Genomic DNA, 22,543 nt, shown 5'->3' with positions numbered 1-22,543 from the left:
GTATAATTGCTACAATGCATTAATTTTTAAGTTTTTGTTATAACTTTTCTTCCAATCTTGGTTTTCTATATTTTTTAATTTATATTGGATTAATGTATTGTTTTAACAGTATTGCTTGTTAAATATTTAATTTATGATTGATTGTATTAAATAATAAATAGTATGATTGCATAATAAATTGGCTAAAAATATTGTATAATTCATAATTTGTATTAATTTTGGAATTAACATTAAAATAGTGAAACTAACAGATTTTTGACAATGAGAAAACTATTATCTTTAACAATTGCGGCTTTAACAGCTTCCTCTGCATTTGCAGGAGGATATCGTGTGTCCTTACAAGGGCAAAAACAGTTGGCTATGGGGCATACAGGGGTAGCGGTTGTAAACAGTGCCGAGGTATTGTTTTTTAACCCTGCGGGTATGGCATTTCTGGAAGATCGTTTTAACGTATCTGTCGGAGGGAACGCCGTTTTTGCACGCACCAAGTTCCAAAACGAAATCTATAACTGGAATGCATCTACTGAAAATTTCGGTACACCATTTACATTATATGCATCGTACAAAGTAAACGATTGGTTATCGGCAGGTTTGGCGGTGTATACACCTTATGGTAGTTCTGTAGATTGGGATAAGGACTGGGAAGGTTCGCACCTTGTAAACAGTATCGATTTACAAGCTATATACGTACAGCCTACAATATCTATAAAACTAGATGAAAAACTAAGCATAGGCGGTGGTCCTATTTACGTAAATGGTAGTGTTGAGTTTGACAGAAACTTAAACAGAAGCCTTACCAATGAGGTGGGCGAAAGATCGCACCTTACCATAGATGCTTCGGGCGTAACCGCTTGGGGTTGGACAGCAGGCTTTATGTTTAAACCAACCGAAGCTTTAACGCTAGGGTTTAACTACCGCTCTGAAATTACAATGGAAGCCCGCGATGGCGATGCTGTATTTAGTAATGTACCTGCTTTTGCACAAGGCACATTTAGCAATACAACATTTGATGCTGATTTACCACTACCTGCGGAGGTTACTGTTGGATTATCGTATAAAGTAAATGAAAAATGGCTTTTAGCTTTTGATTATAACCGTGCGTACTGGAATGTTTACGAATCGCTTACAGTAAGCTTTGCTAACAATGTACCTACATCGGTAAATCCGCGTAATTATAAAGATGCAAGCACATACAGATTGGGTGCACAGTACCTACACAATAGTAAATTTGCTTTCCGTGCGGGTTGGTACTTTGATGAAACCCCTGTACAAGACGGTTATTTTGCACCAGAAACACCACGAAACGATTCTATGGGTTTTACAGGAGGTTTAACCTACCAGTTTAACAAAAAACTTGGGGTTGACTTCTCATTCCTATACCTTCACTTTGATGAAGTTGATAATTCTTACGACCATTATTCAGAAGGTACACAAGATGATGTTTCTTTTGGAGGTACATACAAAAATATGGTATTCTCTCCAGGAGTTGGTTTAACGTACAGTTTCTAAAAAAAGATGAAAATGAAAAATAAATTTATATACCTATCTGCACTAGCACTTGTATTTGCTGGTTGCGAACCAGAGTTTGATGATGAAGTAAACAATAGTAGTTATAGTGCTGGCGATGCCGATTTTACCTCCTATGTTGCATTGGGTAACTCGCTTACCGCAGGTTTTATGGACGGTACCATGTCGCGCGTGGGGCAAAGTTATTCTTTCCCGAGCCAACTGGCAAAACAATTTGCCGTAGTAGGTGGTGGTGCGTTTACGCAACCATCGTTTGAGGATGATGTTGATAATTTGGGAGGACTGCTTTTGGGCGGTACACCAATAGCCAATACCCGTCTTATAATTAATGCAAGTGCTGGCGGACCTGAGTTTATAGCAGGCACGCCAACCATAGAGGTTTCCAGCCAACAAGCAACAGCTTATAATAATATGGGAGTTCCTGGTACAAAATCGTTTCACCTAGTAGCCCCAGGATACGGTAGCCTTGCAGGAGTTGCCACACAACAGTCCAACCCATATTTTGTACGCCATGCTACATCGGCTACAGCAACGATATTAGGTGATGCAATGACTAAGAACCCTACATTTTTTACCAACTGGATTGGTGGTAACGATGTTTTATCTTTCGCAACATCAGGTGGTGTTGGTGTAAACCAATTGGGCAATTTTGATCCTACCACTTACGGATTTAATGATATTACAGACCCTACGGTGTTTGCTAACGTATATTCGCAAATTACAACTACGCTAACTTCGGGTGGCGCTAAAGGTGTAGTAGCTACAATACCAGATGTTACCTCCATACCATTTTTTACAACCGTACCATACAACCCCATTACGGCATCGCTGTTAGGTGGTGGCGATGTGGCTGTAGGGCAGGCTACAATAGCGCAGTTAAACGCCCAACTGTATAGCCCAATGATACAGGCTTTAGCTGCTTTTGGAGCTTCAGACAGACTGTCGGTATTATCTACATCAAGCCCAAATCCAGTACTTATTGTAGACGAATCGTTAGACAATCTTTCAGCAGAAATTGCAGGAGCATTAACGGCTGGAGGCGTACCTGCAGCACAAGCACAGTTTTTAGGTAGTGTGTTTGGGCAGGCAAGGCAAGCCACTTCGGCCGATTTTCTTTTGCTAAGTACTAGAACGGTTATTGGTTCGGCTCCTGATGGAGTACCCGCTCCATTTAACTCTTTTGGCATAACGTTTCCGTTACAAGACCAGCACGTACTTACAATTAACGAGGCAAGTATGGTTGCAGAAGCCACAACTAGCTTTAATCAAACAATTTTAAATGTTGCTGAGGCTAACGAACTTGCTGTTGCCGATATGAATGCCATATTAGCACAATTGGTGGTAGGACTAGAGGTAGAGGACGGGCAGGTTTACAATGCCGACTACTTTAGTACATCTACTATAAGTACCGTATTATTCTCGTTAGATGGCGTACACCCCAATGCAAGAGGATACGCCGTTATTGCAAACGAAATAATTAAAGTTATAAACGATTACTATAATGCCAAACTGCCACAAATAAATGCAGGCGGTTTCCCGGCAGCTACAGTTTTAGCTACCAATTAATGGCAAACGCATAAAATAAGTATTTAAAAGCACTCCTGTTTTGGGGTGCTTTTTTTATTTTTGTAGTTCACATTTATTAAAAAACACAATGAAAACGCTTGTAAAAATACTCGCTACCACCATTTTGGTAATGGTATTATCCTACATCATGCCAGGGGTAAAAATTACAGGGTGGTCGGCAGCATTGCTCGTTGCATTAGTGCTGGGGTTGCTTAACATCTTTATAAAACCTGTATTAATAGTATTTACACTACCCGTTACCATACTTACATTAGGGCTTTTTTTACTGGTAATAAATGCCATAATTATAATGCTTTGCGATGCCCTTGTGCCTGGGTTTGCCGTAAGTAGTTTTTGGAGTGCACTGCTGTTTAGTATTGTACTTTCCTTTTGCCAATCGTTAGTATCAGGCACATCCGAAAAAGAAAAATCATAAACCGCAATAGGCTAACCATGTACTAAATAATACAATGGTGTAAAACTTGTATGGCTTGCAAAATTATTATAATTTTGCAAGCCATAATTTTATGGTATTTAAACAATTTTAGATAATGAATATTACGAGAGAGCAGGTAGATGCACTAAATGCTGTTGTAACAGTAGCGTTAACAAAAGAAGACTATAAGCCACAAGTGGATAAAGTTTTAAAAGATTACAGAAAAAACGCCAATATCCCTGGTTTTAGAAAAGGTGCTGTACCGATGAGCCTTATACAAAAACAATACGGTAAAGCAGTATTGTTTGAGGAGGTAAACAAAGTACTACAATCATCATTAAACGATTACATTACCGAAGAAAAATTGGAGATATTAGGTAACCCACTACCAAAAGCTACAGAAGATTTTGATTGGGATGCTGATGATTATGCTTTTGAGTTTGAATTAGGACTTGTTCCAGAGTTTACTGTAGACCTTGCCGCAAAAAATAAAGTTGTAAAATACAATATTGTTGCTGACGATGCTATGCTAGACGAGCAAGTAGAACGCATACAGAAACAATACGGAAAATTAATATCAAAAGAAAAATCGGAAGAAGGCGACGACATTAAAGGTATTTTTGCCAACGAAGAAAAAGGTATTAATAGCGAAGTAACCATTACACCAAGTATTTTTAGAACCAAAACAACAGGTAAAAAGTTTATTGGTAAAAAAGTAGGCGATGTGGTTACTGTAAGCACAAAAGGGCTTTTTGATGACGACCATAAATTAATGGAGTACCTTAAAGTAGACCACGATATGGCGCATGGTTTAGATGTTGAGGTAACCTTTACTATAGAAGAGATAAACACTACCGAGCCAGCAGAATTAAACCAAGAGTTATTTGATAAGCTATTTGGCGAAGGCAATGTAACCTCTGTAGAAGAGCTTAAAGAAAAAATTAAGCAAGATGCGGAGCAGCAATTTGCACAACAGGCAGACCAAAAATTCCTTAACGATGTTACCGAATCGTTACTGGAAAACACACAATTTGAGCTACCTGCTGAATTCCTTAAAAAATGGATACAAACCGCTGGCGAAAATCCGATAACACCAGAGCAGGCAGAAGAAGAATATACAAAATCGCACCAAGGATTACGTTACCAACTTATAGAGGGTAAACTAATTAACGATAACAACCTTCAGATTAATTTTGAAGACTTAAAAGCCTATGCCAGTGTAATGATTAAAAAACAAATGGCACAGTTTGGGCAAATGAATCCTACTGACGAGGATGTAGAAAACATCGTATCGAGAGTGCTTTCTGACCAAGAAGAAGTAAAACGACTTTCAGACCAAGTGATGAGCGAAAAAATGCTCAACTTATTCAAAGAAAACGTAAAATACAAAACAAAAGAGATTACTTACCAAGATTTCGTTAAAGAAATGTCTGGTAAATAATTCTTACAAAAAAATAAGTATCTTTGAGCGTCATCCTTACTAGGTTTGACGCTTTTTGTTTCTTAAATTAACAGCAAAAAAATCTGAATATGAACTACGGTAAAGAGTTTAAAAAATATGCTACTAAGCACCATGGTGTAAACAACCTATATTACGATAAGTTAGTAAACCGCGTAACGCCAACTAACTTAACACCCAATATTATAGAAGAACGCCAAATGAATGCAGTAGCAATGGATGTTTTTTCGCGCCTAATGATGGACAGAATCATCTTTTTAGGTACAGGGATAGACGACCAAGTGGCAAACATTGTACAAGCACAACTTTTATTTTTAGAGAGTACAGATGCCGATAAAGACATCCAGATTTACATTAACTCGCCAGGCGGTAGCGTATACGCAGGTTTGGGTATGTACGATACCATGCAATACATAAAGCCCGATGTAGCTACAATATGTACAGGTATGGCAGCCTCTATGGGTGCAGTACTACTTTGTGCAGGAGCCGATGGTAAGCGTTCGGCATTACCACACTCACGTGTAATGATTCACCAGCCCTCTGGAGGCGCACAAGGTGTTGCTACCGATATGGAAATTAACCTGCGTGAAATGCTCAAACTAAAAGAAGAGCTGTACAAAATAATCTCAAAACATTCGGGTAAAAGCTACGATGATGTGTATAAAGACAGTGAGCGCGATTACTGGATGAAAGCAGCTGAGGCTAAGGAGTACGGAATGATAGATGAGGTACTCATACGGGAGTAAAAATAATATAACAACTTTTTGCGTTATCCAATAGCAGTGCAAAACCAGCCTGTTATTGGATAACGAACTTTTTAACTATGGCAAAAGAAGTATTAGAATGTTCTTTTTGTGGCAGAAAAAAGCCAGAAACCAACCTGCTTATTGCAGGTATTAGTGCACATATATGCGACCGTTGTATTGAACAAGCGCACGGTATAGTGCTAGAAGAATTAAAACAAAGCGGTGCATCGGTAGATGCTAGCGACCTTGAACTTAAAAAACCAAAGGAGATACGTGGCTTTTTGGACCAGTATGTAATAGGGCAGGATCAAACTAAAAAAGTACTATCGGTAGCCGTATACAACCACTACAAAAGGTTAACACAAAAGCAGGACGACGACGAGATTGAGATAGAAAAGAGCAACATACTTATGGTAGGGCAAACGGGTACAGGTAAAACACTTGTTGCCAAAACCATAGCCCGTATGCTAAACGTACCTCTTACCATTGTAGATGCCACCGTATTAACCGAGGCAGGTTACGTAGGGGAGGATGTGGAGAGCATACTTACCCGATTATTACAGGCTGCTGATTATGACGTGAAAAAAGCCGAGCGTGGTATTGTATTTATTGATGAGATAGATAAAATAGCTCGTAAAAGCGATAACCCTTCTATTACCCGTGATGTATCGGGCGAGGGCGTACAGCAAGCCTTATTAAAGCTACTAGAGGGTACGGTAGTAAATGTACCACCAAAAGGAGGGCGTAAGCACCCCGACCAAAAGTTTATTGAGGTAAATACCCAAAACATACTATTTATAGCTGGGGGTGCCTTTGATGGCATTGAACGCGTTATATCAAAACGACTTAACCATCAGGCATTAGGGTATAGCGTAGCTAAAGACAAGGAGCATATTGATAACGATAATTTACTAAAATACATTATTCCTAAAGATGTTAAAGATTTTGGATTAATACCCGAAATTATTGGTAGGTTACCCGTGCTAACACACATGGATCCTTTAGATGGTGCTACATTGCGTGCCATACTTACTGCACCTAAAAATGCACTAATTAAGCAATATACCAAGTTGTTTGCTATGGATGATGTTGCCTTTACAATATCTGAAGATGCTTTGGACCATATTGTGGCAAAAGCATTAGAATATAAGTTGGGTGCAAGGGGACTACGCTCGTTATGTGAAGCAATATTAAATGAGGCAATGTACGAGTTGCCAAGTTCTGACCAGAAGGAATTACACGTAGATAAAGCCTATGTAGAACATCATTTAAATAAAAATTTACTAAAGCGACTCAAAGCCGCTTCGTAACAATACATTAAGCGGGTTTAGAAACTACCGCTTTTGTAACCGTTTTTGAAAATGCTGCCTGTTTTGGTGGCATTTTCTTTATTTTTTCAGCCTGTGTTGTAACACTTGTAATACAACGTCCGCCACCTCTGCAACCGTAACGGTGTACTCTCGGACCACAAGATGCTAACAACAGCAGTGCTACTCCTCCTAATGCTAAAAAATTCTTTTTCATATAGCTTTATTTAATTTTCTTTAAAAACAAATGTAACAGAATAATTTAATATACTGATAGTGTTGTTGTTAAAAATAATATTGCAAGATTTATACCATAGTAACCTTAGTAGCACTTTTTTCTTGTAAAGCCTTTAGTTCTTCCAAATAATGCCGCTCGTTGGATAGTCGTGGTATCTTATGCTGCCCACCCAATTTATCCTGCGCTTTTAGCCAATCGTAAAACAGTTTGGGTCGTGCTACGTTTAGTACTAATGGGTTCAACGTCATGTTATTATAACGCTTTGCCTCGTAATCAGAATTCACACTTTGCAGTGCCTCATCCAGTATGGTTCTAAATGCTTCTGGGTTTTTAGGAGGTGTTTTAAATTCTACCACCCACTCATGCGCTCCCTTTTCTTTTCCTTCCATAAATATAGGAGCAACAGTATAATCAATTACCTCTGTACCTGTAGCTTTACACGCTTTAGCCACAGCTTTGTCGGTATTCTCAATCATTAATTCCTCACCAAAAACATTAATATGGTGTTTAGTACGCCCTGTAATTTTTATACGATACGGGCTAACTGATGTAAAACGTACCGTATCGCCTATAAGGTAACGCCATAACCCAGCATTGGTGGTAATAACTATAGCGTAATTTTTATTGAGCTCAACATCGGCAAGGCTAATAACGCGCTGGTTAATAGTGCCAAACGTATCCATAGGGATAAACTCATAAAATATACCATAATCCAACATTAATAATAATTCGGTACTATCATTGGTATCTTGTATGGCAAAAAAACCTTCAGAAGCATTGTAAATTTCGTAGTATTTAAAATCCGACTTTGGTATCACTTTTTGGTACTGTTCTCGGTACGGTTCAAAACTTACACCCCCATGAAAATATACCTCTACATTAGGCCATACCTCATGCAAATGGTTTTTGCCAGTATCTTCTAATATGCGGTTAATCAGTACCATCATCCACGAGGGTACACCAGCAAAACTGGTTACATTCTCTTCAATACTTTCGCGTACAATGGCGGTAAGTTTGGTTTCCCATTCGCTCATTAACGATACTTTATTGCTTGGTGTACTGCTAAATTCTGCCCACATCGGCATATTATCAATCAGTATTGCCGAGAGGTCGCCAAAAAACGTATTGTTATCCTCGTACAACTGCTTGCTACCGCCCAGCCTTAGGCTTTTTCCAGTAAACAGTTGCGAATCTTCGTTATTGTTCAGGTAAAGGCAAAGCAAATCTTTGGCTGCCTTGTAGTGGCAATCTTCTAACGACTCGGAACTTACGGGAATGAATTTACTTTTGGCATTGGTAGTACCGCTCGATTTTGCAAACCATTTTATAGGGCTACCCCAAAAAACGTTTTGCTCGCCCCTTCGGGTTTGTTCTATAAGGGGTTCTAAATCTTCGTAGGTAGATACGGGTACACGTTCAGAAAACGTAGTATAGTTTTTTACAGACGAAAAACCATACTTCCTACCTATAACAGTATTTTCTGCTGCTCGTATCAGGTTCATAAGTAATTCTTCCTGTACCTCGTTTGGATATTTTAAGAACAACTCCATATCGTGTATACGCTTTTTGAGTATCCACGACGCTATTGAATTGATTATGGGCAACGGCATAATTATAGTATCTTTACGACTATAAAAATACTAAATTATACGATGCAATACGAAGGTGTACTCACAAAAATGCAAACCGAATTTGGAACCCCAATTCAGTACTATTTGGTGTTCGATAGTAGTTTTTTAAACATGAATCAGCTATTGGGGCGTGATGTGGAGCTGAATTTTATTGGCTTTAAATGCCTTAGCTGTGGTAAGAACAAGAAGATTTTTAGAATGGGTTTTTGCTACGATTGTTTTTATAGTACCCCTGCTGCGGGCGATTGGATTATGCGCCCCGAGTTGAGTACTGCACACCTTGATGTTGAAGATAGGGATTTGGAATATGAAAAGCGCGTACAGTTGCAACCGCATGTGGTTTACTTAGCATCGTCCAGCGATGTAAAAGTAGGGGTAACCCGAAAAACGCAGGTGCCTACCCGATGGATAGACCAAGGAGCAACCCAAGCCATGCCACTTGTAGAGGTACCCAACCGTTATTTGGCAGGTATTACCGAAGTAGCATTAAAGGAATATTTGGGCGACAAAATTAATTGGAAAAAAATGTTGTTGAACAACGTACCACCTATTGATTTGGCTGTAAAACGAAACGAAATGCAAGCCTATTTGCCCGATGAGGTACAGCCTTATTTTGATGCTACCCCAGAACAATTGTATGCATTGGATTACCCTATACTGGAATATCCTAAAAATGTAACGAGCCTAAACCTTATTAAAACGCCTACGTATACGGGTAAACTAACAGGTATAAAAGGGCAGTATTTTATTTTTGAAGATGGTACGGTGTTTAACGTACGTAGTAACGAGGGGCACGTTGTACAAATAAATGTATAAGTAGTAATAGATATATAAAAAACGCCCTGTAAACACAGGGCGTTTTTTTATGTTGGGTAATTGTAACGAATTAATCTTTGTTGAGGAAACCGCCAAGTATGCCTTTGGCTTTCTCTTTAATATCGTCTTTTTTGTCCTTACTATCGTTGGTTTTGGTGGTATCGGCATCTTTTTTATCGCCACCTAAACCTATTAAATCTTTAAGTTTATCAGTGCCTTTTTCTATTAGCTTTTCTTTTTGGTTGGCAATAAGCTGCTTGGTAAGGCTACTTACTGCGCTAGAAAGATCGGTTTTAACTTTGGGGTTGGTAAAGCTACCTGTAATAACAGCAGTAACAGGTACGCTAACGTTATTAGCATCGGCACTATTGCCCAGTAGCTTATTTACATCGCTGCCTAAGTATTTAGCAGGAACATCAAACGTTGCATTATAGCTCATCGATTTATCAAAACCGTGTACTCCGCTTACTTGTATAGGAATGTCTTTATAATTAAGGTCTATAGGCTTAATGTTTACTTTTCCGTTATCAAAAGTAAGATTCGCTTTTAAGTTATCTAGCTTTAGCTTATCCATGTCAATAAAGTTCACATTCTGGTCCAATGCACTCAATAGTTTGGAATTTCCTGCTTTTAACGCCGTACTAAGTAACTGTCCGCCCAATCCGCCTGTTAGCGAGTTTAAATCGGGAGTCATTTCCTTACTATCTAGGTTCCCCGAAACATTAATAACGGCACTTAATTTACCTGTAATAACATCGGCTATAGGGGCTATGGATTTTAGCATATCCAGTTGCGTAAATGTTTGTGGGATGTCTACCGTACTTAAATCCAAGTCCATTGTAAAAGTGGGTACGGCTCCTTTTGTAGATACGTTTCCGTTTGCTGTTATTATCCCATCAAACATGGATGTTTTTAGGTTTTGCAGCGTTACAGCTTCGTCTTTAATAATCATTTTACCCGATACGTTTTTCATGTTCAGGTTATCGTATACTACCGTATTGGCTTTGGCGGTAATGGTACAATCTAAAAATGCAGGTATTTTAACAGCTTCTGTAGCAGCAACCGTTTTAGGTTGCACTTTTTCGGGCGTAGCTTCCTCAGTTGTTGCTTCTGGTTTTGCAGCAGCAACGGGCTCAGGTCCCATAAAGTCCGAAACCATAAGTTTATTAGAGTTCATGTTAAAGTTACCCTGTAGGTTTTGGTCTTTAAACATAAAGCCGTAAAAATTATCCAATGTTCCTGTAACTGCAATGTCCGATTCGCCTGTTTTGGCGTTAAACTTGCTTAGGTTAACACGGTTGGGGTTAAATTGTACGCTAGCTTCATCTATTTGTATTGGTTTTGGTAAGCCATCGCCCGAATAGGTAAATCCAGAGAGGCTTAAACTACCACGGTTATCAATTTTTTCGTATTGGCTATTTTCTACCGCTTTCATGTCAAACTTAGTACTAACATCAGCTTTTAGTATTCCTGCTAACGGAATATCCATTTTTATAGGGTAGGCGTTTCCTAAGTTCCCTAAGTTAATGGTACCTTTTAGGTCGGCATCTACCATGGCGTTTTCTACCACGTTGCGTATGGTAGCTTTGGCATCAAATACATCTTTATCTATCCTGAATGATAGTTTATCGAGGTTTACATACGTATCGTTAAGCAAGCCTGTTTCGTTTACAATTTTGGTATCAATAACAATGTTTTGTATTGATTTTGGTAAATTGGGATATTTAAACGAAGCATTGTGCGATGCAATAGCGATGTTGAATTTTGGTACGGTGTTTTCGCTATACAAACCGTTTACTTTACCATCTATCGTAAAATCGCCTTCGGTTTGAACCGATTCTATACTTCCCGAATATGACTCGGGTATTAACCCTAAAAAGTTTTTAAAGGACGATGTAGGTGTTTTAAAGGTAAGATTATATTGTTGCCCTTCTTCTACTATAGCAATACTCCCATCAAACTCTAAGGGTAATTGGTTAACAAGTGCTTTGTTTTCCTTAAAGGTGTAAACGCTGTTTTCTAAATCCAAACCAAGTACGGCATCCAATTTTAAATGTACGTTGCGCATGTAGTTGGTCTTGTCCATGTCTAAAGTAAGGTTTGCCGATGTTTCAGTATCCAAATCCAGTTTACTTTTCTCAAAGTTACCATGCCCCTCGTGGTACAGGCTATCGATAACCATATTTATTTTTGATTTTGCATCGAAATAACGAAAGCGTAAATTCTCTATTTCGTAATCCTGTAGGTTAAGTGCAAAGGGTTTGCTTTTGGTCGTATCGGCAGCAGTTGTATCGTCGTTTTTTATGGCAATATCAAAATTACCTACACCATTTTCGTTAAACAGTATGTTTACCACACCATTTTTTGTTGCTAACGATTTTAAACTCATGGGTTCGCCATCGCCTTTAAACAATTCGTTTACAGACATGGTTAGGTCAATTTTATCCATATACACTAATGTATCGCCCTCAAAAGGTGCTTTGTTAATAACGCTAAGTTTATCAACGGTTACGCTTGCCATCGGGAAATTGCTAAACAGGCTTAGGCTAACATCCTCAAAAGCTACGGTAGCATCTACTTGTTCGTTAATGGCTTTGGCTACCATATTTTTTATTTTTCCTTTAAAAAGGAAAGGGGCAGCAATTAGTGCAATGATTAGGACTAGGAGTACAATACCCGTCCACTTTAAAATTTTTTTGACCATAGTTTATTTCAATTTCCTCAAAGGTACAAAGAAAGGTATACACACAACGTTAAAGAGATGCTAACACCCGTTATCGGATTGTTATTTCGTACGGCATAATTACTTGTGTACCGCGTAGTTGGCTTGCACGGCGTAAACGTTGTATAACTTGGTAGTTTTCGTTGCCCACCTCTTCTTTAATAAACGCTTCTTTGGTTTGCATAAACGGTGCGTTTAAGGCATTGGCAAAAAAGTCTTCTAAGTTACGCTCGTATTCTGGGTAGTTTTCTGTAGTGTAGTTTTCTACTTTTACCAACTTGGCAGCATAAGCAATAGCATCATCAAGCCCTCCAATTTCATCGGCAAGTCCGTTGTTAACGGCATCTGCACCCGACCATACTCTACCTTGTCCCAAGGCATCAACCTGATCTTTGGTCATGTTTCTACCATCGGCAACACGGGTAATAAAGGTGTCGTAAACGCTTTCTACACTCTGTTGTATAATTTCTCGCGTATTTTCTTCCAGTGGGGTAAATACACTATAACCAGCGGCATTTTTGTGGGTGTTTACTTGCTCGGTATGGATACCCATATTGTTAGATAGCTCGGTAAAGTTAGGTAGCACACCAAATACGCCTATAGAGCCTGTTATGGTGGTAGGCTCGGTAAATATTCTGTTGGCGTTGCACGATATGTAATACCCACCCGATGCTGCTAAATTACCCATAGATACTACTACAGGCTTATGTTTTTTAGCCAACTCAATATCCCTCCATATTAGTTCGGATGTTAAGGCACTACCTCCTGGGGAGTCAACACGCAATACAATAGCTTTTATATCTTCATCTTCCGATGCTTCTTTTAGTGCTTTGCGCATGGCTATTTCGCCAATTTGGCTAAGTGTACCTTCTCCACCTGTTATTTCGCCCTGCGCATATACAACAGCAATTTTATCTTTAGCGTCCGATAGTAAATCGTTAAGCGCACTCGATTCTACGTAATCCAATATACTTACTGAGTTAATATCGTCATTTTTACCAATTTCCAAAGCATGGCGGATGCCATTACGGTACTCATCAATATACCCTATTTTATCAATAAGGTTATTTTCCTTAGCCATATTAGGCGTACGTGCTTTTAGGTTTTCGGCAATACTATTAATACTGTCCAATGGTATCTTACGGCTTTCAGCAATTTCGGTTGCCACAGTATTCCACATCGAGTTCAATAAAGTACTTATTTGCTCCCTGTTTTCAGGGCTCATTTCGTTACTTAAAAACGGCTCAACGGCTGCTTTAAATTTACCATGGCGGATAACCTCCATTTTAACCCCTGTTTTTTCTTGTAAATCTTTAAAAAACATTACTTCAGACGATAGTCCTTTAAATTCCATTTCGCCTACAGGGTTTAAGTAAATCGTATCGGCTATCGAGTTCAGGTAATAATCCGCTTGGCTGTAGCTATCGCTATACGCTACTATAAATTTACCCGATTCTTTAAACGCTTTTAATCGATCCCTTAGGGCTTTATTTTGTGCCATACCCATAGTACTGCTACTATTGGTTAGGGTTATCCCTTTAATTTTATTGTCGTCTTTTGCGGCATCAATTGCCTTTAATACGTCCGATAGTCCTTCTTTAGGTGTTTCGTTTAAAAAACTAAACTCATCGCTGTAAAAACGACCTGAGTAATCTTTACTTACTTCGCTAATATCAAGCTCAATAACCGAGTTTTGTTTTACGGTTACAATATCGTCACTACCGCTACCTGCTGCAACACCAATAATTACGATTACGAGAAAGAACAAAAGGCAGAACACAAAAAGTCCTACTACTGTTGACAATACATTTTTTAGAAACTGCATATACCTGTTTATTTGATTTTTAAAATAAGTAGCAAAAGTACGTATTATGTTACAGGTGTTTTGCAAATCTTTGTGCGTTAAAAAAAATTAATACACTTTAAGCAAACTATTCTATTTTAAAAAGGTTTTATTTACTTTGCATGTTCTATGAAGTTTCAAAACCAAGTTATCCTATCCATAGGCAGTAACCAAGGCAACAGGCAGGAGCACATTACTTCGGCAATTTTTTGCATACACAATACTATTGCCACAGTAGTACAGGTTTCTGCGTTATACGAAACACCTGCATGGGGGTTTGAGAGCGATGATTTTTACAATTGTGCTATAATAGTGCATACCCACAAAACACCGCAGGTATTATTAGAGGCATTACTAGCAGCCGAGCAAGTAGCAGGGCGCACAAGGCAAGCAGGTAAAGGCTACCAAGCCCGTAGTATAGATATAGATGTTATAGCATTTAATGATGCGATACTAACTACCGATACCCTAACCATACCCCACCCACGCATGCACGAGAGGAATTTTGTGCTGTACCCTTTGCGGGATGTTGCCCCCCGTTGGGAGCACCCCGTTACACACAAAACTATTGATGCGCTAATTGCCAATTCGCCCGACGGTAGTACGTGCAAAAAGGTAGCAGAGTTAATACCGCCTTTACAAGCCTATAACCTTAAGAACCTTAATTACCTTGCTATAGAAGGGAATATTGGTGCGGGGAAAACAACACTATCGGGGACTATTGCCGAAGATTTTAACGCCAAACTGGTTTTAGAGCGTTTTGCCGACAACCCTTTTTTACCTAAGTTTTATAATGACCAAAGCCGTTATGCTTTTTCGTTAGAAATGGCTTTTTTGGCAGACAGGTACCACCAACTATCAGATGATTTGGCGCAGTTCGATTTATTTCGCGATTTTGTGGTGGCAGATTATCACATTTTTAAATCGCTTATATTTGCTAAAGTTACCCTTAACGAAGATGAATACAGGTTGTACCGCAAGCTGTTTGATATTATTTACAAAGAAATGCCCAAGCCCGATTTGTACGTGTACCTGTACCAAAATACCGATAGGTTATTGCACCATATTAAAAAGCGCGGACGCGATTACGAGCAAAACATTACACCCGAATATTTAGAGAAAATAAATAAGGGCTATTTGGACTATATTAACGCACAGCCCAATTTAAATGTATTGCTATTGGATGTTTCTGATAGGGATTTTGTGCGTAACCAAGAGGACTACATTTGGATTCTCAACCAAATACAAGCTAAACTCCAATAGCAATGAAAGCAAAACTAATTCTTTTTGATTTTGATGGTACATTAGTCGATTCCAAAGCAATATTTTTCGATTTGTACAACCAGCTTGCAAAGCAAAAAGGATTTACGTGTATTGATGCCGAAAACATAAACCACCTCCGAAGCCTTAGTATAAAACAACGCTCCAAATACTTAGGCATACCCATGTATAAAGTCCCGTTTATAGCAAAAACACTAGTAAAGCAATTTTACAGTTCTTTATCCCAACTTACATTTAATCCTGAAATAAAAGAGCTATTACTTTCGCTTAAAGCAGAAGGATATACGTATTGCATTGTTTCGACCAATGCCAAGAAAAATATCCAAGCCTTTTTTGGGATGCAAAATGTAGCAGTACCCGAAGTGTATACCTCCAGTAAAATATTTGGTAAAGATAAATTGTTACGAAAATTACTTAAAACCAAAAAGCTACACCCCAAACAGGTACTTTACATTGGCGATGAAGCCCGTGATATTGCAGCGTGCAAAAAATGTGGTATTCCTATTGTTTGGGTACGTTGGGGATACGACAACTACGATGCCATTGCCCAATTACCACCCGATTACATTGCTGCCAACCCCGAGCAGTTAACTAATTTGTTGCACGAATTGGTTAGCGCACAAGGCTAATATGCCCCACTTGTAATTATTGTTTTACCAAAAGCATAAGGTATAAATACAACCAGTAATACGTATACTAGGGTTTTGTATAGTTTTTTTGGAAGATATCCCATACAACAATACCCGCACTAACCGATATGTTAAGGGAATGTTTAGTTCCTAATTGTGGTATCTCTATACTGCCATTGCACAATTGTATGGCTTTTTGCGATACGCCTTTTACTTCGTTACCAAAAACAATAGCATGCTTTTTACCTTGTTGGGGTACAAAGTCGTTTAGGTATACCGCATTTTCTACCTGCTCTACAGCCCATACGTTAACCTCCTCTTTTTGCAATTGGGTAATTACTTCTAGTACATCCTTGTTGTATTCCCAAGCAACGGTTTCGGTAGCACCCAATGCCGTTTTGTGTATTTCTTTATGGGGTGGTTGTGCTGTAATACCGCACAAGTATATTTTTTCGATAAGAAAAGCATCGGCAGTACGAAATACCGAACCAATGTTGTGCAAGCTCCTAATATCGTCCAGTATAATAATCAGCGGCGTTTTTTCAGCCTTTTTAAAATCTTCAACACTCTTTCTGTCCAGTTCGCTATTATAAAGTTTTCTCATAGTAGTATATCGGTAAACAGCAAAAATAAACAATCTGTGCGTTTACTTATCCACCAATTACAAACATCGCTGTTTAGTTTTTGGTATTTTGCCTAAATTCGCTTTTTAGAAACTAAAAAATCCACCTACATTGGCAGCCAAGCAGAAAAAAGGAAAAGAAACCCCGTTAATGAAGCAGTACAACAGCATAAAGGCAAAGTACCCTGATGCCTGCCTGTTGTTTAGAGTGGGCGATTTTTACGAAACTTTTGGCGAAGATGCCATACGTGCTGCCGAAATACTGGGTATTGTGCTTACCAAGCGTGGCGCAGGCAGCGAAAGCGAAACCGCTTTGGCAGGATTTCCGCACCACTCGTTAAATACCTATTTACCTAAGTTGGTAAAAGCAGGGCTTAGGGTAGCCATATGCGACCAGTTGGAAGACCCTAAAATGACCAAAACCATAGTAAAGCGTGGCGTTACTGAGTTGGTTACCCCCGGTGTGGCGATGAACGATGAGGTACTACAATCCAAATCCAATAATTTTTTAGCTTCGGTATATTTTGGTCGGAAAAACTTGGGGATTTCCTTTTTAGATGTTTCTACAGGCGAATTTTTAACCGCACAGGGCAATGAGGAATACATTGATAAACTATTACAAAACTTTAGTCCTAGCGAAATACTCGTAGCCAAAAACGAGAAGAATAACTTTAGAGAAACTTTTGGCGACGATTATCATGTTTTCTTTTTAGAAGATTGGGTTTATAAAGAAGATTATGCTTTTGAACGTTTAACCACCCATTTTGAAACCAATTCACTTAAAGGTTTTGGCGTAGCCGAGCTGCAAGAAGGTATAATAGCATCAGGAGCAGTATTGCATTATCTATCCGAAACCCAACACAACAAAGTACAACACATTACCGCCATACAACGTATAGCCGAAGATGCTTATGTTTGGATGGACAGGTTTACCATACGTAACCTCGAACTCTACCAAAGCAATAACTTAAATGCCGTTACGCTACTAGATGTTATTGATAAAACCCTGTCGCCCATGGGCGGAAGGCTATTAAAACGTTGGTTGGCATTGCCTTTAAAGGATGCCACCAAAATACGCGCCCGCCACCAAGTAGTTGCCTATTTAAAGGATAACGGTACCGTACTCCAAAAAATACAACAACAAATAAAACAGATTAGCGATTTAGAACGCCTTATCTCTAAAATTGCTACAGGAAAGGTATCGCCCCGCGAAGTAGTAAACCTTAACGACTCGCTCGATGCTATTATCCCCATAAAACAACTAGCACTAAAAAGCGATAACGAATCGTTACAAGCCATAGGCGATAGTTTTCATAGTTGTGATTTATTGCGCGAAAAAATAAAGGCAACCCTTAATCCACAAGCTCCAGTTAGTATAAATAAAGGTAATGCCATTGCAGTAGGGGTACATGCCGAGTTGGACGAACTTAGGAGTATTGCTTACTCAGGTAAGGAGTTTTTGGATAATATCGAAAAGCGCGAAGCCGAAAGCACAGGGATCACTTCGTTAAAAATAGCCTTTAACAACGTATTTGGCTATTATATAGAGGTACGGAATACCCATAAAGATAAAGTACCTGCCGAGTGGATACGCAAGCAAACACTGGTAAGTGCCGAGCGTTATATTACAGAAGAGCTTAAAGAGTACGAAGCTAAAATTTTAGGTGCGGAAGAAAAAATACAACAACTGGAAGCACAGCTTTTTAACGAGCTGGTAGTTTGGATAGCCACGTACATAAAACCCGTACAACTTAACGCCAGTTTAATAGCACAGGTAGATTGCCTTACAGCGTTTGCCCAACTCGCAAAAGATAACAAATACGTATGCCCCGAAATAGACGATACTTTTGAATTGGACATTAAAGAAGGGCGCCACCCTGTTATAGAAAAGCAACTACCCGTAGGTACACCCTACATTACCAACAATGTGTATCTGGATAGGGTTAGCCAGCAGATTATTATGATTACAGGACCCAATATGTCGGGTAAATCGGCAATACTCCGCCAAACCGCACTTATAGTACTGTTGGCACAGATGGGTAGCTTTGTACCTGCCGAAAATGTGCGTATGGGTACGGTAGATAAGATTTTTACACGTGTAGGGGCTTCTGATAATATCTCGATGGGCGAATCGACTTTTATGGTGGAGATGAACGAAACCGCGAGCATCCTAAATAATATTTCCGACCGTAGTTTAATATTATTAGATGAAATAGGGCGGGGTACCAGTACGTACGACGGTATTTCGATAGCGTGGGCAATAGCCGAATTTTTACACGAACACCCCGCACAACCCAAAACTTTGTTTGCTACCCATTACCATGAGCTAAACGAAATGCAGGACATTTTTAAGCGCATACAAAACTACAACGTATCGGTAAAGGAGTTAAAAGATACGGTACTGTTTATTCGTAAATTGGTAAAAGGCGGTTCGGCACATAGTTTTGGTATCCACGTAGCTAAAATGGCAGGGATGCCTCAAACCGTAGTGCAAAAAGCACAGAAGTTGCTCAAAAAACTAGAAAAAGACCATTCGGGAGCGGCGTTGGCAACTATAAAAGAAGAAGCGAAAGACGAAATGCAGTTGAGCTTTTTTAATTTAGACGACCCGCTGTTGGAGGAGATAAAAGACGAAATTGTAAACCTTGATATTAATACCTTAACCCCTGTGGAAGCCTTGATGAAGCTCAACGAAATAAAACGCATGCTAACAAAGTAAGTTGGTATATTTGTTTTGTAGTAAGTATTATATTTAGTACTATTTTTAGTACTATTTTGTTACAATTATTGTGCTGAAAAAAACTTTGTTGTTTAAGCGAAACGTTATCAGAAAGTTATATTTTTTGCTTGATTTTTTTTCTGAAAAGCCTTGCAAAAATAAATAAATGTGCTACATTTGCACTCGCAATACCGAAATAAAAAGCGGCAATTGAAATTATGCGAAAATAGCTCAGTTGGTAGAGCGCAACCTTGCCAAGGTTGAGGTCGCGGGTTCGAATCCCGTTTTTCGCTCTAGACTACCGATTATGCTCGAGTGGTGGAATTGGTAGACACGCTGGACTTAAAATCCAGTGGACAGTAATGTCCGTGCGGGTTCAAGTCCCGCCTCGAGTACGAATCTTAAAAAGCCTTTACAACTGTAAAGGCTTTTTTGTTTTCTACTTAAATGGCAAGTGCGATATTACAATATCCGTATCTTTATCGTTGTAGTTTTGTTTAATATAGTAGTTAAATGTAGCTGCCCATTCTTCTGCTTTTTCAATTTTTGGTCCTAATGTTATTTGTTCTAATGCTGGGCGTATATCAACAAGTTCTACATATACTTTTGGCGTTTCATTATCAATTCCCTTTTCAAAACCAACGCCATCTATTATTAAGCGTACTTCATGCTCAAACAAATAATCAGCACTTTTAAATAAGTAGGCTATTTCATTAAGTTTCTCAGTAATTAGAACCTTATACTTATCAGTTACATTCTTTACTGTTTCACTTAGTTTTTTCATTAAATCATTTAGCTCCTTTTGCTTCTTTTTAGTAGCTCCAGGTATTATAAAGTTCCCCTTATCTAAATAAGCAACGCTATAAAATGTAAAATCAGTATTACTTAAAAAGCTTTCTTCCGTTATAGCATCTTTTTTTATTGATTGCTGTATGGCATCGACAAATTTTTCACGATTGATGGTAAGTGCGCAACCTTTTGCTTCTGTTCCGCTCTCTTTACCATACATACGCCATAGGGTAAGGTCGTCATGCTTAATTTTTGGGACAAAGCTGCCGATAAATGGTTTTTCAGTAAATGGCTCTGCTATTGTTTTATCTGTTATATTTTCAGTAAGGTGAAAGTTATCTAAAAAATCGAATAAAGCTCTACCTTCAGATGTATCATTTAAAAATGCACCTTCAGATAGTCTGAACTTACTATTTTCATTGAGAATTAAAATTCTGGTAGTAGAAAGCGATGTATAGTGTGTTATACAGTCTTCTTTAAAAATTAATAGATCTTTTATTTGCTCTACAATATTTGTTATATTATTATAAGCAGGAATATTTATTTTGTGGTTTAATTCTTCAATGTTTGCCTTTGCCTGTTTTGCCCAATAATTATTTTTCTGAGGAGTTAACTTTAAGTATTTTCTGTAATCTTCTATAGCTTTTTTGAATTCTCCCCTTTCTTTCCAAGCACTCCCTCTATTATAGTAAGGATTTATGCTTTTGGGATCTATTTCGAGGCATTTACTGTAATCTTTTATTGCCTTATTGAACTCTTTCTTTTCTATCCAAGCGAGACCTCTATTCTGAAAAGCTTCTTGATATATAGGGTTTATTTGAATTGCTTTACTGTAATCTTCTATTGCTTTGTCTAAGTTATTTTTTTCGTACCAAATATTTCCACGATTATTGTAAGCCATTGAATTATCAGGGTCTATTTCTATCACCTTATTATAATCCTTAATTGCTTTATCCCACTCTTCTTTTTCATGCCAAATAACTCCTCTATTATTGTAGGCGAATACATCATTATCGTTTATTTCGATAGCTATATTATAGTTTTGTATTGCTTTATTCAAATTATCTAATTTCTCGTATGCAGCTCCTCGCCAAAAGTATAATCTAGCATTGTTATATTCATTTAATAATTCATTTGATAGCAGGTCTATTATTTCCTGATGTTTCTCTTTTACAAAAAGTTTTTCTACTTTTTCTATAAGCTGTTTAGTACTATTCATGTTTAGTAATTTGATTGTTGGCACTAATTATAAAATAACTATTTTGTATTTATTGTTTCTTTTTAAAACTACAAAATACAAAGTTTTGTGTAGTATTAAAGGGTGTGATATGCGTTTCGTGCTTGCTATTAGTCCTATCGAAATTATCAGTAAAAAGAGCTGCTAGTGTAGCTTCTGAATATTGTGTAATATCCAGCCCACTACATTTTTTAGGTCCGTCGTCCGAAAACGTACCTATAATAAGGTTAATTGCATGTTTGTTTACAATGTTATTGTAGGCTTTTATCTTTTCTGGAGCGGTTAAAAAGTGAAACGCTGCTCTATCATGCCAAACGTCATAAACAACTTTGGGTTGGTATTCCGTAATATCGCTAACAATCCAAGTAACTTTATTGGCTTTGTTACCCAATCGTTTTTTAGCTCTTTCCAATGCCTGTTCCGATATATCGAGTACGGTAATGTTGGTATACCCCAAATTCAATAAATGGTCGACTAGGTTGCTATCGCCACCGCCAACATCTATAATGCGGGCATCTTTACCAATATTGCAAGCTGTTATAAAGTCTAGTGAGGTTTGAGGTACGTCCTGTGTCCAGCTTACCTCATGTGGTTGTTTGGTAGTATAAACGGTTTCCCAGTGTTGTTTACTATTCATAATATATTAATTGCTGTAGGCTACAAAAATAGTATAAATTAAAAAAGCCCCGCATTGCGGAGCTTTCTAATACTTTAACTGAGTCAGTTCTTAGTGGTCGTGGTCACCTTCCATGTGCTCTTCAGCAGCATGTGCAGTAGAATCGATAGCTTCAGTAGCTTCTTCAGCCTCCTCAGCGATTTCATCACCAGCTTCTTCCATAGCCTCACCAGCCTCTTCAGCAGCAGCTTCTACTTCAGTTTCAGCTTCATTAGCGTTCTCTTTACATGATACGAATGATACACTCATCATAGCAACTAAAGCCATGCTTAAAACAACTTTTTTCATCTTACTAAATT

The 22,543-nt window shown here is 38.4% G+C and carries 18 protein-coding genes and 2 tRNA genes; 12 read left to right on the top strand and 8 right to left on the bottom strand.

Annotation, left to right across the window (positions count from 1 at the left end):
• Positions 1–261: 261 nt before the first annotated feature.
• The 6 genes from K1I41_RS01800 (at position 262) to clpX (ending at position 7,044) form a co-directional block, all read left to right on the top strand.
• Positions 262–1,509 carry an OmpP1/FadL family transporter gene (locus tag K1I41_RS01800; RefSeq protein WP_220640976.1) on the top strand — a complete coding sequence of 416 codons (1,248 nt, stop codon included), beginning with the start codon at positions 262–264 and terminating at the stop codon, positions 1,507–1,509.
• Between the two features lie 12 nt (positions 1,510–1,521).
• A complete protein-coding gene (locus K1I41_RS01795) occupies positions 1,522–3,093 on the top strand; it encodes an SGNH/GDSL hydrolase family protein (protein ID WP_220640975.1) in 1,572 nt (523 codons plus the stop codon).
• A gap of 88 nt (positions 3,094–3,181) precedes the next feature.
• On the top strand, positions 3,182–3,529 hold the full coding sequence (locus K1I41_RS01790; RefSeq protein ID WP_220640974.1) for a phage holin family protein: 348 nt from the start codon (positions 3,182–3,184) through the stop codon (positions 3,527–3,529).
• 115 nt (positions 3,530–3,644) lie between these two features.
• Entirely contained in the window at positions 3,645–4,970 is a 1,326-nt protein-coding gene (gene tig, locus K1I41_RS01785) for a trigger factor (protein WP_220640973.1), read from the top strand.
• An 89-nt stretch (positions 4,971–5,059) separates the two neighbouring features.
• Positions 5,060–5,734: an ATP-dependent Clp endopeptidase proteolytic subunit ClpP gene (clpP, locus tag K1I41_RS01780; protein ID WP_220640972.1), complete on the top strand. Its 675-nt coding sequence runs from the start codon at positions 5,060–5,062 to the stop codon at positions 5,732–5,734.
• 77 nt (positions 5,735–5,811) lie between these two features.
• On the top strand, positions 5,812–7,044 hold the full coding sequence (gene clpX / locus K1I41_RS01775) for an ATP-dependent Clp protease ATP-binding subunit ClpX (RefSeq protein WP_220640971.1): 1,233 nt from the start codon (positions 5,812–5,814) through the stop codon (positions 7,042–7,044).
• Positions 7,045–7,051: 7 nt separating this feature from the next.
• Here clpX and K1I41_RS01770 read toward each other — a convergent pair whose 3' ends face one another.
• A complete protein-coding gene (locus K1I41_RS01770) occupies positions 7,052–7,258 on the bottom strand; it encodes a hypothetical protein (protein WP_220640970.1) in 207 nt (68 codons plus the stop codon).
• An 89-nt stretch (positions 7,259–7,347) separates the two neighbouring features.
• Positions 7,348–8,889: a GH3 auxin-responsive promoter family protein gene (locus tag K1I41_RS01765; RefSeq protein ID WP_220640969.1), complete on the bottom strand. Its 1,542-nt coding sequence runs from the start codon at positions 8,887–8,889 to the stop codon at positions 7,348–7,350.
• 42 nt (positions 8,890–8,931) lie between these two features.
• Here K1I41_RS01765 and K1I41_RS01760 point away from each other — a divergent pair, with 42 nt between their 5' ends.
• Positions 8,932–9,726 carry a DUF2797 domain-containing protein gene (locus K1I41_RS01760; protein ID WP_220640968.1) on the top strand — a complete coding sequence of 265 codons (795 nt, stop codon included), beginning with the start codon at positions 8,932–8,934 and terminating at the stop codon, positions 9,724–9,726.
• A gap of 70 nt (positions 9,727–9,796) precedes the next feature.
• Here the strand turns inward: K1I41_RS01760 and K1I41_RS01755 are convergent, their stop codons facing one another.
• Positions 9,797–12,430, bottom strand: coding sequence for an AsmA-like C-terminal region-containing protein (locus K1I41_RS01755; protein WP_220640967.1), 2,634 nt, complete (start codon positions 12,428–12,430; stop codon positions 9,797–9,799).
• 70 nt (positions 12,431–12,500) lie between these two features.
• On the bottom strand, positions 12,501–14,273 hold the full coding sequence (gene sppA, locus K1I41_RS01750; protein ID WP_220640966.1) for a signal peptide peptidase SppA: 1,773 nt from the start codon (positions 14,271–14,273) through the stop codon (positions 12,501–12,503).
• A gap of 147 nt (positions 14,274–14,420) precedes the next feature.
• Here sppA and folK point away from each other — a divergent pair, with 147 nt between their 5' ends.
• Together folK and K1I41_RS01740 are read left to right on the top strand one after the other, a co-directional pair.
• A complete protein-coding gene (gene folK, locus K1I41_RS01745; protein ID WP_220640965.1) occupies positions 14,421–15,554 on the top strand; it encodes a 2-amino-4-hydroxy-6-hydroxymethyldihydropteridine diphosphokinase in 1,134 nt (377 codons plus the stop codon).
• 2 nt (positions 15,555–15,556) lie between these two features.
• Positions 15,557–16,201 (top strand): HAD hydrolase-like protein, encoded by a 645-nt coding sequence (locus tag K1I41_RS01740; RefSeq protein WP_220640964.1) that lies wholly within the window; start codon positions 15,557–15,559, stop codon positions 16,199–16,201.
• 67 nt (positions 16,202–16,268) lie between these two features.
• On the opposite strand, the gene K1I41_RS01735 is transcribed toward K1I41_RS01740, so the two are convergent.
• Entirely contained in the window at positions 16,269–16,805 is a 537-nt protein-coding gene (locus K1I41_RS01735) for an RNA methyltransferase (RefSeq protein WP_220640963.1), read from the bottom strand.
• A 130-nt stretch (positions 16,806–16,935) separates the two neighbouring features.
• Here K1I41_RS01735 and mutS point away from each other — a divergent pair, with 130 nt between their 5' ends.
• The 3 genes from mutS (at position 16,936) to K1I41_RS01720 (ending at position 19,937) form a co-directional block, all read left to right on the top strand.
• Positions 16,936–19,542, top strand: coding sequence for a DNA mismatch repair protein MutS (mutS, locus tag K1I41_RS01730; protein WP_220640962.1), 2,607 nt, complete (start codon positions 16,936–16,938; stop codon positions 19,540–19,542).
• Positions 19,543–19,762: 220 nt separating this feature from the next.
• Positions 19,763–19,835 (top strand) — tRNA-Gly (locus K1I41_RS01725).
• Positions 19,836–19,851: 16 nt separating this feature from the next.
• A tRNA-Leu gene (locus K1I41_RS01720) sits at positions 19,852–19,937 on the top strand.
• 44 nt (positions 19,938–19,981) lie between these two features.
• Here K1I41_RS01720 and K1I41_RS01715 read toward each other — a convergent pair.
• The 3 genes from K1I41_RS01715 to K1I41_RS01705 all read right to left on the bottom strand — a co-directional run bounded on the left by K1I41_RS01715 (position 19,982) and on the right by K1I41_RS01705 (position 22,511).
• Complete coding sequence (locus tag K1I41_RS01715; RefSeq protein ID WP_220640961.1) at positions 19,982–21,550, bottom strand: tetratricopeptide repeat protein; 1,569 nt, start codon at positions 21,548–21,550, stop codon at positions 19,982–19,984.
• 49 nt (positions 21,551–21,599) lie between these two features.
• Positions 21,600–22,205, bottom strand: coding sequence for a class I SAM-dependent methyltransferase (locus K1I41_RS01710; RefSeq protein ID WP_220640960.1), 606 nt, complete (start codon positions 22,203–22,205; stop codon positions 21,600–21,602).
• 90 nt (positions 22,206–22,295) lie between these two features.
• The gene (locus K1I41_RS01705; protein WP_255566952.1) at positions 22,296–22,511 is read right to left on the bottom strand and encodes a hypothetical protein; all 216 of its coding nucleotides are present in this window, start codon (positions 22,509–22,511) and stop codon (positions 22,296–22,298) included.
• Positions 22,512–22,543: the final 32 nt, after the last annotated feature.

Origin of the sequence: Flavobacterium litorale (assembly GCF_019613795.1) — a bacterium.
Taxonomy (GTDB): Bacteria; Bacteroidota; Bacteroidia; order Flavobacteriales; family Flavobacteriaceae; genus Flavobacterium; species Flavobacterium litorale.
Note: the sequence above shows the minus strand (reverse complement) of the source record. Positions and strands in the feature narration are given on the sequence as shown.

Bases quoted from the DNA above. Each gene is read 5' to 3' on its own strand.
- folK (WP_220640965.1), top strand. From the start codon at position 14,421: ATGAAGTTTCAAAACCAAGTTATCCTATCCATAGGCAGTAACCAAGGC.
- K1I41_RS01795 (WP_220640975.1), top strand. From the start codon at position 1,522: ATGAAAAATAAATTTATATACCTATCTGCACTAGCACTTGTATTTGCT.
- K1I41_RS01740 (WP_220640964.1), top strand. From the start codon at position 15,557: ATGAAAGCAAAACTAATTCTTTTTGATTTTGATGGTACATTAGTCGAT.
- clpP (WP_220640972.1), top strand. From the start codon at position 5,060: ATGAACTACGGTAAAGAGTTTAAAAAATATGCTACTAAGCACCATGGT.
- K1I41_RS01710 (WP_220640960.1), bottom strand. From the start codon at position 22,205: ATGAATAGTAAACAACACTGGGAAACCGTTTATACTACCAAACAACCA.
- K1I41_RS01735 (WP_220640963.1), bottom strand. From the start codon at position 16,805: ATGAGAAAACTTTATAATAGCGAACTGGACAGAAAGAGTGTTGAAGAT.
- K1I41_RS01765 (WP_220640969.1), bottom strand. From the start codon at position 8,889: ATGCCGTTGCCCATAATCAATTCAATAGCGTCGTGGATACTCAAAAAG.
- sppA (WP_220640966.1), bottom strand. From the start codon at position 14,273: ATGCAGTTTCTAAAAAATGTATTGTCAACAGTAGTAGGACTTTTTGTG.
- K1I41_RS01705 (WP_255566952.1), bottom strand. From the start codon at position 22,511: ATGGCTTTAGTTGCTATGATGAGTGTATCATTCGTATCATGTAAAGAG.
- K1I41_RS01755 (WP_220640967.1), bottom strand. From the start codon at position 12,430: ATGGTCAAAAAAATTTTAAAGTGGACGGGTATTGTACTCCTAGTCCTA.
- K1I41_RS01790 (WP_220640974.1), top strand. From the start codon at position 3,182: ATGAAAACGCTTGTAAAAATACTCGCTACCACCATTTTGGTAATGGTA.
- K1I41_RS01770 (WP_220640970.1), bottom strand. From the start codon at position 7,258: ATGAAAAAGAATTTTTTAGCATTAGGAGGAGTAGCACTGCTGTTGTTA.
- clpX (WP_220640971.1), top strand. From the start codon at position 5,812: ATGGCAAAAGAAGTATTAGAATGTTCTTTTTGTGGCAGAAAAAAGCCA.
- K1I41_RS01760 (WP_220640968.1), top strand. From the start codon at position 8,932: ATGCAATACGAAGGTGTACTCACAAAAATGCAAACCGAATTTGGAACC.
- K1I41_RS01800 (WP_220640976.1), top strand. From the start codon at position 262: ATGAGAAAACTATTATCTTTAACAATTGCGGCTTTAACAGCTTCCTCT.
- tig (WP_220640973.1), top strand. From the start codon at position 3,645: ATGAATATTACGAGAGAGCAGGTAGATGCACTAAATGCTGTTGTAACA.
- K1I41_RS01715 (WP_220640961.1), bottom strand. From the start codon at position 21,550: ATGAATAGTACTAAACAGCTTATAGAAAAAGTAGAAAAACTTTTTGTA.